The organism is Dyella silvatica, from assembly GCF_026283955.1.
GTDB lineage: Bacteria > Pseudomonadota > Gammaproteobacteria > Xanthomonadales > Rhodanobacteraceae > Dyella_C > Dyella_C silvatica.
The window spans coordinates 1-14,156 of the sequence record NZ_JAPDPE010000134.1; the positions used below are offsets into that span (position 1 = coordinate 1).

The 14,156-nt window shown below is 60.5% G+C and carries 13 protein-coding genes; 8 read left to right on the top strand and 5 right to left on the bottom strand.

The window, feature by feature from the left end; all coding sequences use genetic code 11:
• Both OUZ52_RS19795 and OUZ52_RS19800 read left to right on the top strand, forming a co-directional pair.
• On the top strand, window positions 1–742 hold a 742-nt coding region (locus OUZ52_RS19795; protein WP_266160272.1), incomplete at its 5' end, for a pyridoxal phosphate-dependent decarboxylase family protein.
• A 37-nt stretch (window positions 743–779) separates the two neighbouring features.
• Window positions 780–1,823 carry a TPM domain-containing protein gene (locus OUZ52_RS19800; RefSeq protein WP_266160273.1) on the top strand — a complete coding sequence of 348 codons (1,044 nt, stop codon included), beginning with the start codon at window positions 780–782 and terminating at the stop codon, window positions 1,821–1,823.
• 10 nt (window positions 1,824–1,833) lie between these two features.
• On the opposite strand, the gene OUZ52_RS22905 is transcribed toward OUZ52_RS19800, so the two are convergent.
• The 3 genes from OUZ52_RS22905 to OUZ52_RS19815 all read right to left on the bottom strand — a co-directional run bounded on the left by OUZ52_RS22905 (window position 1,834) and on the right by OUZ52_RS19815 (window position 5,086).
• Window positions 1,834–2,133, bottom strand: a complete 300-nt coding sequence (locus OUZ52_RS22905) for a putative hemolysin (protein ID WP_323135378.1) — start codon at window positions 2,131–2,133, stop codon at window positions 1,834–1,836.
• A gap of 129 nt (window positions 2,134–2,262) precedes the next feature.
• On the bottom strand, window positions 2,263–4,293 hold the full coding sequence (locus OUZ52_RS19810) for a M13 family metallopeptidase (protein ID WP_266160274.1): 2,031 nt from the start codon (window positions 4,291–4,293) through the stop codon (window positions 2,263–2,265).
• Between the two features lie 109 nt (window positions 4,294–4,402).
• The gene (locus tag OUZ52_RS19815) at window positions 4,403–5,086 is read right to left on the bottom strand and encodes a helix-turn-helix transcriptional regulator (protein WP_266160275.1); all 684 of its coding nucleotides are present in this window, start codon (window positions 5,084–5,086) and stop codon (window positions 4,403–4,405) included.
• Window positions 5,087–5,192: 106 nt separating this feature from the next.
• On the opposite strand from OUZ52_RS19815, the gene OUZ52_RS19820 reads away from it, so the two are divergent.
• Window positions 5,193–6,611: an MFS transporter gene (locus tag OUZ52_RS19820; RefSeq protein WP_266160277.1), complete on the top strand. Its 1,419-nt coding sequence runs from the start codon at window positions 5,193–5,195 to the stop codon at window positions 6,609–6,611.
• A 77-nt stretch (window positions 6,612–6,688) separates the two neighbouring features.
• The gene (locus OUZ52_RS19825; protein ID WP_266160278.1) at window positions 6,689–7,267 is read left to right on the top strand and encodes a superoxide dismutase; all 579 of its coding nucleotides are present in this window, start codon (window positions 6,689–6,691) and stop codon (window positions 7,265–7,267) included.
• Between the two features lie 105 nt (window positions 7,268–7,372).
• Here OUZ52_RS19825 and OUZ52_RS19830 read toward each other — a convergent pair whose 3' ends face one another.
• Window positions 7,373–8,728 carry a sensor histidine kinase gene (locus OUZ52_RS19830; protein ID WP_266160279.1) on the bottom strand — a complete coding sequence of 452 codons (1,356 nt, stop codon included), beginning with the start codon at window positions 8,726–8,728 and terminating at the stop codon, window positions 7,373–7,375.
• Window positions 8,715–9,392: a response regulator transcription factor gene (locus OUZ52_RS19835; protein WP_266160280.1), complete on the bottom strand. Its 678-nt coding sequence runs from the start codon at window positions 9,390–9,392 to the stop codon at window positions 8,715–8,717. Before OUZ52_RS19835 ends, OUZ52_RS19830 begins: the two co-directional genes overlap by 14 nt.
• A gap of 184 nt (window positions 9,393–9,576) precedes the next feature.
• On the opposite strand from OUZ52_RS19835, the gene OUZ52_RS19840 reads away from it, so the two are divergent.
• From OUZ52_RS19840 to OUZ52_RS19855, 4 genes are all read left to right on the top strand, one after another.
• Entirely contained in the window at window positions 9,577–12,276 is a 2,700-nt protein-coding gene (locus OUZ52_RS19840) for a TonB-dependent receptor (protein WP_266160282.1), read from the top strand.
• A gap of 85 nt (window positions 12,277–12,361) precedes the next feature.
• On the top strand, window positions 12,362–13,360 hold the full coding sequence (locus tag OUZ52_RS19845; protein ID WP_266160283.1) for a YncE family protein: 999 nt from the start codon (window positions 12,362–12,364) through the stop codon (window positions 13,358–13,360).
• Between the two features lie 102 nt (window positions 13,361–13,462).
• Complete coding sequence (locus OUZ52_RS19850; protein ID WP_266160284.1) at window positions 13,463–14,011, top strand: GNAT family N-acetyltransferase; 549 nt, start codon at window positions 13,463–13,465, stop codon at window positions 14,009–14,011.
• Window positions 14,008–14,156, top strand: a 149-nt coding sequence (locus OUZ52_RS19855; RefSeq protein ID WP_266160287.1) for a Rieske 2Fe-2S domain-containing protein, incomplete at its 3' end; no start/stop codon positions are given. The genes OUZ52_RS19850 and OUZ52_RS19855, both read left to right, overlap by 4 nt.

Genomic DNA, 14,156 nt, shown 5'->3' on the forward strand with positions numbered 1-14,156 from the left:
TGCGCTGGAGCATGCGCTAAGCCAGCATGGCGACGCGCCAAGCATCGTGGTTGCCAGTGCGGGCACCGTGAATACGGTGGACTTCGACGATCTCGCCGCTATCGCCGCACTCAAGCAGCGTTATGGCTTCTGGTTGCATGTCGATGCGGCGTTCGGCGGTATCGCTGCGGCGTTCGAGCCGCGCAGGGCGCTGTTGGCGGGCATCGAGTTTGCCGATTCCGTGACGGTCGATGCGCACAAGTGGCTCAATGTGCCCTACGACTGTGCGTTGCTCTATACCGCGCATTTGCCGCTGCAGCTTGAGGTATTCCAGAACCACTCTGCGTATCTGTCGGCGCCGGTTGCCGTCGCGGATAATTTTTTGCATCTGACGCCGGAGAACTCACGGCGTTTCCGCGCACTGCCGTTGTGGATGAGCCTGCTCGCCTACGGCCGTGAAGGCTATGCCGAATTGGTCGAGCGCAACTGCGCGTCGGCACAATATCTCGGAAGCCTGATCGAGACCGATCCGCGTTTTCGCCTGGCTGCGCCGGTGCGGCTCAATGTGGTGTGTTTCACGCTTGCCGATGCAGACAAGGCGGCCCTGGCTCAATTGCACCAACGGCTGCAGCATGACGGTACGGCATATCTCTCGCCTTCTGTGCTCGATGGCCGGCCCATACTGCGCGTAGCCATCTGTAACTGGCGTACGACCAACGCAGACATGGATCTGACCTTTGCAGCGCTACAACGGCTAGCCTGATTCGAACGGGGGCATCGTGCACGGATATTTACGTCTTATGGGATGGTTGTGCCTGCTTGCCCTGTGGCTGCCGATAGCCGCGACAGGCGCCGAGGCGCTTCCCGAGTTGCATGGACACGTCAACGACTACGCCCAGGTGCTTGGTGCACGCGCGGCCGGGATCGATGCGCAACTGACCGAGCACGAGCGAGTCACCGGCGATCAGGTGGTGGTGCTGACGGTCACGGATCTTGGCGGGCAGGATATCGAAAGCTATTCCAATGCCGTTTTCACGCAATGGAGGCTTGGCCATAAAGGCGTCGATAACGGTGTCTTGATCATTGTCGCCGTGAACGATCACCGCACGCGGATCGAAGTAGGCTACGGCCTGGAAGGAAGGCTTACCGATCTGGCGAGCTCGCAGATTTTGCGCCAGGCCATGCATCCGCGTTTCGCCAGTGGCGACTATGCCGGGGGCGTCGAGGCGGGTGTCGAGGGCGTGTTGGCGGTCTTGGGCAATGACAGCGTCGCCGCGGGAGCTGCGGCGACGGATGACAGTCCGCAGGGGATTATCGCGCGAGAAGGTTTCTTCGCTTCAGGTGCGTGGTTGTTCGTGCTTTTCACTTTGCTTTTCGTCGTCATGTTCACCTGGATGACGACAACGCTGGGTGGCTTATGGAGTTATCTGCTGCTGGGGCCGCTGTGCATTCCGTTGCTGCGCTTCGTCTTTCCATGGTCAGTCGTTGGCGGCTCATTCGCGCTTTATCTGGTGGTGGCCTGGTGGCTGCGTCGCCGCAAGATGCGCTTGGAGTACGACATAGTTCAACAGGGCAGCAACAACGCGCGGTCGCACAGGAAGGCCAGCGTGACCGCATGGCCACCATCGTTGTGGCAGGTTCTGACATGGAGCGGACCCAGCGTCGCCGTCGTCGCCGCAACCCATGCCCGTAAGGGTCGAAGATCGCGTGGTCGCGCGGATTCGTCCTCGTCCTCCAGCACATTCGATTCGAGCAGTTCCAGTTCGGACTCGTCGAGTTCCAGCTCGGATTACTCCGGCGACGGCGGCAGCTCGGGCGGTGGCGGCGCATCCGATAGCTGGTGAGTTAGGGTCCCTAGGGCTGCACCGGCTTGGGCGGGGCAATGCACTGCTTGTCGCGAAACAGCGGCCACTCCTGGCATTCCCGGCCATCGGGAAACACGCAGACGCCATCCTGGTTGCCCGCCGCATCCTTGCGGATATCGAGCTTGCCGCCTTGCTTGATGCAGGAGACGGAGGCGGGGTTGGCCATGCCGACGACGGGAGTCTGGGTTGAATTGGCCGCCGCCGGTTGGCTGGACGTGGACGGGTTGTCCTTGGCGGAGCAGCCGATTAGCAACACGATGAGCAGGGTGGTGCCGAGGGTACGCTTCATGATGGTTTCTGCCTTTGGCTCGCGAGCGGAATACGGGTGGACCGTACACGCGAGAAGCATGGCAAGGGAAGCGTTACCGGCCTGAACCGGTAACGCTTCCGTAGAGCTACGACCCCGGATGACGCGAGGTCACCAGATCTTTACCTGCTTATCGCCAGAGCGGACCATCTTGGCGTCGGCCTTGCATTGGAATGCCTGCGCAAAGGCGGGCATGTTCGACGGAGCGCCGATGGCGCGGAACTGTGCCGGCGCATGCGGATCGGTGTTGATCTGCGTCAGCAGCGCTTCCTGGCGGATATTGCCGCGCCATACCCGGGCCCAGTTGAGGAAGAAGCGCTGGTCCTGGGTGTAGCCGTCGATTTTCTTGCTGGCTTCGGCGGGGTTCTTGCTCAAGGCCATTTGCAAGGCATCGTAGGCGGCGTTGATGCCGCCGAGGTCGCCGATGTTCTCGCCCATGGTGAGCTGGCCGTTGACGAACTTGCCGGGCAGCGCTTCATAGCGGTTGAACTGCTCGGCCAGCTTGGCGGTGCGTGCTTCGAAGGCCTTGCGATCGTCGTCGGTCCACCAATTGACGTTATTGCCCTGGGCATCGAACTTGCTGCCTTGGTCGTCGTAACCGTGGCCCATTTCATGGCCGATGACCGCACCGATGCCGCCGTAGTTGAGGGCGTCGTCGGCATGCGCATCGAAGAACGGGGATTGCAGGATGGCCGCCGGGAACACGATTTCATTTTTCTGCGGGCTGTAATACGCATTCACCGTTTGCGGCGTCATGCCCCATTCGCTGCGATCGACCGCTTTACCGATTTTGCCGACCATGTAGTCGTAATTGAATTTGCTCGCCGCCTGCACATTATCGAAGTAAGCGCCCGGCTTGATCGTCAGGCCGCTCCAGTCACGCCATTTGTCGGGATAGCCGATCTTCGGCGTAAAGGCCGCCCATTTCTCCAAGGCCTTTTGCTTGGTAGCCTCGCTCATCCACGGCAGCTGTTCGATGCGTGATTTGTAAGCGGCACGCAGGTTGTCGACCATCTCTTGCGCGCGCTGTTTCGAGGTCGGCGAGAAATTGTCTTTGACGTAGAGCTGCCCTAGCGCCATGCCCATGCTTTCATTGACGGTGTCGAGGGAGCGCTTCCAGCGCGCCTTGATTTCCTTCTGGCCGTTCAGGGTTTGCGCGTTGAAGGCAAAGTCTTCTTGCTGAAACGGCTTGGACAAATAAGCCGCTGCATTCTCGATAGCGTGGAAACGCAGATAAGCCTGCCAATCGGCTACCGATACATCGCCTAGCATCTTGTCGAATTCAGCGAAGAATTTCGGCTGCGACAAGGAGAAGCCATTTTTTACATCGGCGCCTTGCGCCTTGAAGAACGTGGCCCAGTCAAAATGCGGGGTGACCTGACTGGCTTCGGCGAAGCTGACGTAGTGGTAGCGATTTTCCGGCTTGCGCAACTCGGTGGGAATCATTGAGACACCGGCCAGCCGCGTTTCAATCGTCATCACCGCTTTGGCCTGCGCCTGCGCATCGGTGGTGCCGGTCAGCTCCAGCAGCTTGGCGATGTGTGCGACATAGGCGGTACGGATTTTTTCGAAGTCCGGCTTGCTGTAGTACTCGGCGGTAGGCAAGCCCAGGCCGCCCTGCCCGGTGTAGGCGATCTGTTGGTTGGAATCTTTGAAGTCGGCATTGCCGCCAAAACGGAAACCGACGCCGTCGCCATCGGCGTAGCTGTCACGGATATAGGCGGCGATATCGGTGCTGTTCCTGAGCGCGGCAATGCGGGCGAGCTTGGGTTTGATCGGCTCGAAGCCGGCCTTGTCGATGGCTGCCTCATCCATGCCCGAGGCGTACAGGTAACCGATCTTCTGTTCAATCGAGCCCGCGCTGGCTTTATCCGCATTCTTGGCGGCGTTCTCGACGATTTTGCGCTGCACATCGAGGCTGTCTTCGCGCAACATGTCGAACGAGCCCCAGCGGGTGCGATCCGCGGGAATCGGGTGGGCGGCTACCCATTTGGCATTGACGAAGCCATTGAAGTCATTGCATGCGTCGATCTTGTGGTCGAGCTCGTTGATGTTGAAGTCGCCGGACGATGCGCTAGCGCTGCCGATGCTCAGGGCCAGACCGACAGCGCAGGCCAGCGGTTTCAATAGACGGTAGTTCACAAAATCTCCTTACAAGACGAAAGTCGTAGCGCACCCGAACGCTCGGCTGCATTCGCAAACTAGTCAGACTTGCGGTGTACGTCAAAGTGTCGAAGGTCATTGCCGATCTTCAGGCATCGACCCGTATAGGGGTAGTGATGCTGCGACTGGGGCTGATCCGGTATACGCAGCGGCGCGCACCGGCAAGCAGGTGTTGCTCGCGCACGACCCGAGTGTCGGCGCCGAGCACTTCCTGGAACAGTTCCAGTTCGGCGCGGCAGAAGCCTTGGCAGGCCTGGGCGGCGGCGCAGATAGGGCAGTGATCTTCGATCAGCAGCCAGTCCTGACCATCGCGTTCGGCGCGGGCCATATAGCCTTCGCGGTCGCGTACGGCCGCCAGCTTGCGCACGCGATCGCCGATGCTGCGTGCCTGGCCGATGCTTTCCAGATAGAGCTGGCGGCTCTCTTCGCGGCGGGCATCGATCAACCGATCCACACCGGTATCGCCGAACAGGCTGCGCACGGAGGTAATCAGATCCAGGGCCAGCTGTGCGTGGGCATCGGGAAAGCGTGCATGCACCGCGCGGGTCAGGGTCCACAGCTGACGTGGCCGTCCGGCACTGCTGCTGCGCTCGGTCTGGCCTTGCAGCAAGCCGGCGTCGACCAGTTTCTGCACTTGCTGGCGCATCGCCTCGGCGGTGATCTGGATAGCTTTGGCCAGGGCCGTCGTGCTTTGCGGCCCCTGCGTCTTCAGCTGCAGCAGGATGCGTTCGGCGGTGGGTTCGCTAAGGCTGTTCGAGGCGGTGTGATTCAAGATTGTCATTATCCAAGCTGTTGCTTGCTTAATTCGGGCGCTGCCGCTTAATATGCAAGCGTTAACTTGGATATTAGGCGCGATAACCGCGCATTGTCGAGGGCGTATGTCTGCTGCTGTTTCTTCGGTTACCGCGTCATGGTCCGGTTTGCTGTCTGGCCGCAATGGTGTGCGCTCGCTGGCCTTGGCCGGCGGCACCGCTTTGCACGCGATCAATATCTATGTGGTGACCACGATCATGCCTTCGATCGTGGCGGATATTGGCGGCCTGGCTTATTACGCCTGGAATACCACGTTGTTCGTGATCGCCTCGATCATTGGCGCCACCCTGGCGGCGCGTCTGGCCGATCGCTGGGGCGGCCGGGGCGCGTATTTGCTGGCGCTGGCGGTGTTCTCGCTGGGTTCGCTGGTTTGCGCAGTGGCACCGTCGATGCCCTGGATGCTCGCCGGGCGTAGTTTGCAGGGGCTGGGCGGTGGCGTGCTGGTGTCGCTGGCCTATGTGTTGATACGGCAGGTGTTCGAGCCTGCGTACTGGTCACGGGCCATGGGCCTGGTGTCGGCGATGTGGGGCGTGGCGACGTTGTCCGGCCCGGCCATCGGCGGCTTGTTCGCGCAGGCGGGCGATTGGCGCGCGGCGTTTTGGGCCTTGTTTCCGGCAGTGATCGTGTTGGCGCTTGTCGTGTGGCTATGGCTACCGTCGACGGAGCGCAATGCGGCATCGGCTACGGGTATTCCGGGCGGAAGGCTGGCCTTGCTCGCCTTGTCGGTGTTGGCGATTTCACTGGCCAGTCTGACCACGTCGCGTGGCCTGCAAGCGCTGGGTGTGGGCCTAGGCTTGCTGTTGGCGGCATGGATCGTTCGCTGGGATCGCCGTGCCACGGATCGTTTACTGCCCAGCAACGCCTATCGTCCCTCGCGGCTGTTGGCAATCTATCTCGCGATGAGCTTGCTGGTGATCGGCAGCACGGTGGAAATTTTCGTGCCGTATTTCTTGCAGGTCATTCACGGCTACAGCCCATTGATGGCCGGGTTTCTCACGGCGGTGATGGCGGGCGGCTGGAGTTTCGGCTCGGTGCTGAGTGCGGGCCGCAGCGAGTCGTTCGCCGCTCGGGCCATCCGCACCGGCCCACTGTTGATGGCTTTATCACTGGCGTGTCTGGCGTGGCTGCTGCGGCAGGCGCAGGGGTTCGATCACGGTGCGGGGTTTGCGCTGATGTGCTTTGCCCTGGTCGGTGTCGGCCTCGGTATCGGCATGGCATGGCCGCACCTGCTGACGGCCTTGCTGGCCTCTGCACCGGCTGGGGAGGGCAGTTTGGCCTCGTCGTCGATTTCCACCGTGCAGCTCTATGCCATGTCCGTAGGAGCGGCCTTGGCCGGACTCATCGCCAATGCTGCGGGGCTGAGCGATCCGGGTGGCCTGGAAGGCGCACGTCATGCGGTGCCCTGGGTCTTCGGCAGCTTTGCCGTGCTGGCGGCGTTGGGATTGCCCGCGGCACGGCGTGCGGCCATCGCGACTACCGAATAAGCACGATGGATGGCGGCGATAGCGGCTGTACCCCTCAAGAAATCTTGATACATCTCAACCACGATAAGGATCGAATCATGGCGATCGAACTGTTGCCACTGCCGTATGCGCGCGACGCCTTGGAGCCGCATATCTCTGCCGAGACACTGGACTATCACTACGGCAAACATCACCAAGCCTATGTGACCCATCTCAATAACCTGATCAAAGGTACCGAGTTCGAGCACGCCGAGCTTGAGCAGATCATCGAGAAATCATCGGGCGCGCTGTTCAACAATGCCGCGCAGATCTGGAATCACAGCTTTTATTGGAGCTCGCTTAGCCCGCGTGGCGGCGGTGAGCCTACCGGCAAGCTAGCCGATGCGATCACCGCGGCGTTTGGTTCGTTTGCGCAGTTCAAGGAGGAGTTCAACAAATCGGCGGCGGGCAATTTCGGTTCCGGCTGGACCTGGCTGGTGCAGCACTCCGGTGGCTCGCTGGGTATCGTCAATACGTCCAATGCGGCTACGCCAATCACTGGAAATCACCAGCCGTTGCTCACCGTCGACGTATGGGAGCACGCGTACTACATCGATTACCGCAATCTCCGGCCGAAATACCTGGAGGCCTTCTGGCAGCTGGTGCATTGGGAGTTTGCTGCGGACAACATGGTCTGAAGCGGTTCGGGTCTGCGTAGAGGGCTTGCTGAGGTTGCCGTGGCTTCTTACTTGTTCCGAAAAAGGCGTGCCCTTCGGTCGCAGGGAGGGGCTTCCCTGCAAGGTTTACGACTTGGGAAAAGCGAGTTCGATCAGCAATCCGGGTTGGGCATCGTCGAGTTTCAAGCGGATTCCGTGCAGGTCGGCGACCGCCGCAACCAGTGATAGCCCCAGGCCGCAACCGGGTGTGCTGCGGCTGCTGTCTAGCCGTACGAAGCGCCGTAATACGCGTTCGCGGGCCTCGGCTGGAATGCCTGGGCCAGTGTCGGCAATACGTCCGATCAGCGCGTCGGGCGTGGCTTGCAGGGTCAGGTCGATACGTGAACCCGATGGGGTGTGATGCAAGGCGTTTTCGATCAAGTTCGCCAACATCTGCGTGAGCAGGGCACGGTCGCCGCGCAGTCGCTGTCCAGGATGGATCTGCGCGGCAAAATGCTGCCCATGATCTTCGGCAACCGGTAGGTAGGTTTCCACGATGGTATCGAACATGGCCGACAGATCGAATTCTTCGAAGCCGGCTTGGCGCTGGCGCGATTCCACGCTGGCGATGCGCAGCAGCGCACGAAAGGTGGCCAGCAAGTCATCGATGTCGAGCAGGGTCTGTTCGGCGCTTTCGCGCAGTTGGTTTTCACTGACGTTTCGTTCGAGGTCGGCCTCCAGCCGTTGCCGGATATGCGTCAGCGGCGTGCGCAGGTCGTGGGCGATGTCGTTGGAAACCTGCCGCATGCCCTCCATCAGTACGCGCATGCGTTGCAGCATATGGTTGAGTCGCGCGGCGAGGCGGTCGAACTCGTCGCCACGTCCCGAGCCAGTAATCACCAGGGTCTGCTCACCTTCAAGCACGCGTTCGGCCAGCTCGCCGAGCGCGTCGACGCGGCGCAGATAAAACCAGCTGGTCATGCCGCCGATAAGCAGCACCAGCAAGATCGCCACGACACCGACGTCGATAAAGCGCTCGCTGAGTACCTCGCCAAGCTCGACCACACTGCGGTTATCGCTGCCGACGACCAGCCAGCGGCCGTCGGCCAGGCGGATCGCGTAGAGGTGCATCTGGTCGGCGTCGCCACCGTCTTCGCCCTGCGCGCCGCTCAGCGGCACGGTATGCCATCCGGGCGTGCGCGGGTGGTAGCTGAGATTTCCGGCGATGCGCTGACCGCTGGCATCGGTCAGCAGGTAGTAGTCCGGGCCGACCGGGGAGACCGCCGCACGCTGGCGTATCTGCATATCCAGCGTGCCGTCGGTGGCCGCTTGCTGCAAGCTCACCATTTCGGTTTTTACCTCGGCGCGCAGTTGCCGTTCGGCGTAGACGCCGACACTCCACCAGGCGATGCCGAGCAGGGCGGCAATCAGCGCCGCAAACAGCAGCGCCTGCAGCACCGCCATGCGGAACGCCGCGGTACTGAACAGATTACCGCGCAGCACGTAGACAATACCCGACGCTGCGTACGGTGTGCAGCAGCTCCTCATCGAAGCCGCGATCGATCTTGCTGCGCAGGCGGCTGATATGCGTTTCGACCACGCTGGTTTGCGGATCGAAGTGAAACTCCCAGACGTGTTCGAGCAGCATGGCGCGGGTAACCACGCGGCCACTGTGCGACATCAGATACTCAAGCAAGCGGAATTCGCGTGGTTGCAGTTCGATCAGCCGGCCAGCGCGATGCACTTCACGGCTGATCAGGTCCAGCTCCAGGTCGGCGAGCCGAAGACGTGTCGGGGTTTCGCTCATGCGTGGTCGGCGTGAGAGCGCGGCCAGACGTGCCCGCAGTTCGATCATCGCAAAGGGCTTGGCCAGGTAATCGTCGGCACCGGCCTCCAGGCCTTCGACGCGAGCATCGACTTCGCCCAGGGCAGAAACCATCAGTACCGGCAGCTCCGATCCGGCGGCACGCAGCTCGCGCACCATGGTCAGCCCGTCCATACGCGGCAGCATGCGGTCGACCACCAGCAGGTCGTACTGGCCCTGGGATGCCATTGACAGGCCCTGGTAGCCATCGGCCACGTTGTCGATATACAGGTCGGCCTGGTGCAAGCCGGCGGCGATGTGGGTGGCGGTGGTGTGGTCGTCTTCGACGATCAGGATGCGCATAAGGTAAACATTTTCATAGAGGCACTTTGCATATTGGGGTCGCGTTCCTTACCGATCGGTAAGTCCAACGCATCGGTTCGGTCATACCACCCACCTAATGTCGATCAGATGACAGCGGGCATGACAGTTGATCGTCGACGCCGCCGGCTGGCCAGTCGTATTCATTGATCGCAAGGATTTACTTATGGCTCGAACGCATATTGGCCGTTTCTTGGTGGGTTTCGCCGCGGTAACTGGGGTGGCGTCGGCTATGGCGTCGAATGCCGCTACGGACGAGGTTCCTGTGGCGAAGCCGGCGGCTTCGAATGAGGCAGCGGAGCGGGACCCGTCGTCGACGGACAAAACGGCTGCCAACAAAGCGGTCGACTTACAGGCGCTGAAAGTCACCGCGCAAACCACCCCGGCTGAAATGGCCCGGGCTATTCAGCAAAGCGCGCCGAATATCGTCAATGTATTGCCGGCGACCGAAATCCAGAAGCTGCCCGACGTCAATGCCGCCGAAGCGGTGCGACGGGTGCCGGGTATCTCGCTGGAAAGCGATACCGGCGAGGGGCGTTTCGTCAATATCCGTGGCCTGGATGCGGATCTCAACGGCACCACGTTTGGTGGTGTGCGCTTGCCGCCGACCAATGTCGCATCCCCGCAGGGCGGTGGCCGCGCGGTAGCCTTCGACTCGATCCCGACCGGTTTGATCGGCGCGATCACCGTGACCAAGACCAACACGCCCGATCAGGACGCCGAGGCCCTGGGCGGCACCATCGAGATCACCCCGAAGCAGGTGCCGCCGGGCAAAGATCGCTTTTTTGAGGCAGAAATCGGCTCGGGTATCGAGACCCTGCGCAGTACTCCGATCAAGGATTACTCACTCAGCGGCGGCGGTCGTTTTGGCGCCAACAATGCTTTCAGCTTTATCGGCACCGTCGCTTATTACGAAGACAAGCGTGGCGTGGACGATATCGAGGGCTCGTACGCCGACGATCAGGCCAACGGCACGCCTGACAAGGTGATGAATGACTTTGAGCAGCGCTACTACCGCTATCACCGTCGCCGGCTTGGCTATGGCGGCGAGTTCAACTACGAGCCGGATGCGGACAATCGCTGGTACGTGCGTTACTTCGATGCGGGCTATACCGAGTCGGTGAATCGCCAGCGCCTGACGTACAACCTGTTTCAGGGCGGCACGGGCTCGGTGATGACCGATCCGAACAACCCGAAAGGCTTTATCGATCCGAATGTCACCTACGACAAATCGCTGCGTGACGAGAAGGAAACCATCGACACCCGCGTGCTCACCTTAGGCGGCGAGAATCATTTCCCGAGTTTCAAGATCGACTATCTGGTCGCGGCGACTTACGGCTCGTATAACAAACCATTCGATTACAACACCGATTTTTCCAGCCCCGGTGCGGTGCGTGTGGCCTACGACAATATCAGCGACCCGCGCTATCCGCGTTTCAATAATCTCAGTGGCCCCAATCCGCTCGATCCGACGAACTACACACTGTCGAGTCTGCAGAACAGTACCGAGCACGATCACAACCAGGAATACACGGGCGCGTTCAACGTTACGATTCCCACGGACTTTTTCCAGAGCACGGACCGGCAGGGTACGGAAGAAAGCCTCAAGTTCGGTGTCAGCGCGCGCATGCGTGATCGTCACGGCAGCATCGAGCGCTTTACCTATAGCGTGCCGACACTGCCGATGACTCAGTTTGCTGGCCAGAAGCTGGTCACCTTCTACGATAATCACTACCAGAACGGCTACAACCTCAATGGCACCGGGATACGCAATTTCTTTTTCAGCAATCCCGGCCTGTTTCCGCTGGCTAACCCGCTGGGAGACCAGCAGAACGAGGCGCAGGGCGCGTCGAGTGCCAGCGAAGACGTCTATGCGGCCTATGGCCAGTATCAATTCTCGCCGACCGATAAACTAGGCGTGCTCACCGGCGTTCGTTGGGAGCGCACGCTGGCGACCTACACCGGCAATCAAATCCTGAAAGATACCAACGGCAATTTTATCGGCGCGCTGTCCAATTCGCGCCAGCACGGCTACGGCAATTTCTTTCCGACGGTGCAGCTGCGCTATGAATTGGCGGACGATTTGATCGCCCGCGGCAACTACTCCAAGACGATTGCCCGCCCAGGCTTCAACCAGGTCACCGCCGCTGTCTTGATCGATCCTTCGGCGGATAACGTGACCCAGGGCAACCCGAACCTCAAGCCGACCACCAGTGACAATTTCGATGTCTCTTTGGAGTACTACCTCAATGACGGCGGCATTGCCTCGGTAGGCGTGTTCGATAAAGAGTTGAGCAACTACATCATCAACAAGGAAGAGGTCGGCGTCATCTTCCCGAACAATGGCTTGTTCGCGGGCTTCACAGGTGCTGCCAAGGTATTTACCTTCGATAACCTCAGCAGTGCGTATGCGCGTGGTGTCGAGCTGAACTATCAGCAGAAATTCAGCATGCTGCCCGGTTGGCTCGGTGGTTTCGGCGTGGGTGTCAACTACACCTATGTCAATTCCAACGCGGAAATTCGCCCAGGTGAGCATCTGCAATTGCCGTCGACATCACGCAACACCGGTAACCTGATGTTGTTCTATGACAAGGGCGGCTTGAATCTGAATCTTGGTGCCTATTACGTCAGCAAGAATATTTTCGGCGTCGGTAGTTCGGCGGCGACAGATATTTGGTCGCAGGCGCGTTTCTCGCTGGATTTCGGTGCGAGCTACGCGATAGACAAACAATGGTCGCTGTTTCTCAACGCCAAGAACCTGACCAATACGCGACTGAAGTTCACCGAAGGTCCGACCAACGCGCGGCCGATCCAGCGTGAGTTCTACGAGCAGACCATCACGGTGGGCGCGCGTTTCAAGCTTTGATTTCGATGCCTGCGCGTTGAAGTTCAATCACCAAGCCCCTTGCTTGCTGGGGAGGGGCTGATCTTTTTTCTGTCAAGGATGTTCCATGAAGACTCTTGCTTTCGCCTTGCTGCTGGCTACGGGCGCCATCGCGCCAGTGATGGCCGATTCATCGGCTGCCGCACCTTATGTGGTCAAGCAGCATTATGTTCTTGGTGGCGCGGGCGGCTGGGATTACCTCAGCATTGACCCGGCTTCGCGCCATCTTTTTATTGCCCGCGACGATCGTGTGATGGTGGCCGATGCCAATAGCGGCAAGCTGATCGGGGAAATTCCCGGCATGCAGCACGCGCATGGCGTGGCCTTGGTGCCGACGATGCATCGCGGTTTTGTCAGCAATGGTCACGGCGACAATGTCACCACCATCGATCTGGATACGCTAAAAAGCACCGGCCATATCGCACTGAGCGGCAAAGACCCCGATGCGATCATTTACGATGCGGTCGGCGGGCAGCTGCTGACGATGAATGGTCATAGCAACAACATCAGCGTGATCGATCCGCAGGCCGGCAAAGAAGTCGCGACGATCGCGGTGCCCGGTCGCCCCGAATTTGCGGTCACCGATGGCAACGGTCACTTGTTCTTGAACCTGGAAGACAAGGGCGAACTGGTTCGCGTCGATCTGAAAGCGCGCAAGGTGCTCGACGTATGGGCGTTGGCGCCGTGTGAAGGGCCGACCGGCCTGGCATTCGACGCGACCAATCAGCGGCTGTTCTCGGTCTGCGATAACAACATGATGATTGTTACCGACGCGAGCAATGGGCACCAGGTGGCCAAGCTGCCGATCGGCAAGGGCCCGGATGCGGTGGTTTTCGATGCCGAGCGCCATGTCGTGCTCAGCTCCAACGGCGATGGCACGCTGACCGTGGTTCACCAGGACAGCGCCGACAAGTACAGCGTGCTCGCCAATGTAAGCACGCAGAAGACCGCACGCACGCTGGCCTTGGACCCCAGCACGCATGAGGTTTTCCTGGTTGCCGCCCATTCGGCTGACAAGGGCAAACCGGTGGATGGCTTCGGCGTGCTGGTCGTCGCACCGCACTAAGCCTTAGCGCTGCCAGCACCGTAGATGGGGGCGGGGAGAATCCCTGCCCCCATGGCGTAGCCGGTATGCCGAAGTGCGGGCGCTCTGCTTTATCATTCGCGGATGCCAAACACTTCAGCGCTTAGTTTCCGTACGGCTACGGCCGCCGATATCGACACCATCGTCGCCCTGGTCGAGTCTGCTTATCGCGGCGACTCTGGCCGGCGCGGCTGGACGACCGAGTCTGACCTGCTCGACGGCCAGCGCACCGATGCGGAAGGCGTCGCCGCACTGATTTCCCAGCCGGACAGCGTGATCCTGCTGGGTGAAAGTCACGGCTTTCTGCGTGCTTGCTGTCATATCGAAAAGCAGGGTGACGCGGGTTACTTCGGCATGTTTGCGGTCGATCCGGATGGGCAGGGCGCTGGTACCGGCCGCGCTATGCTGGAGCAAGCCGAGCGCATGGCCCGTGAGCAGTGGCATTGCTGCGCGATGCATATGACGGTGATCGTGCAGCGTGATGAGTTGATTGCCTGGTATGAGCGCCGCGGTTACCGGCGCACCGGCGAATATCGGCCGTTCCCCTATGGCCAGGCTCGCTTTGGTATCCCCAAGCGGGACGACCTGCGCTTTGAGCTGCTGATCAAACCGCTGGCTGAGGTGCCTGCGTGAACGGCTGGATCAGGGTCGGCATCCGCAGCGAATTGTTGCCTGGCGAATTCAAGGTGGTCTGGGATGGCGACACCGCGATCGCTGTCTACAATGTCGGCGGCGACCTGTATGCCATCGAAGACGTTTGCACGCATGACGGTGGCGA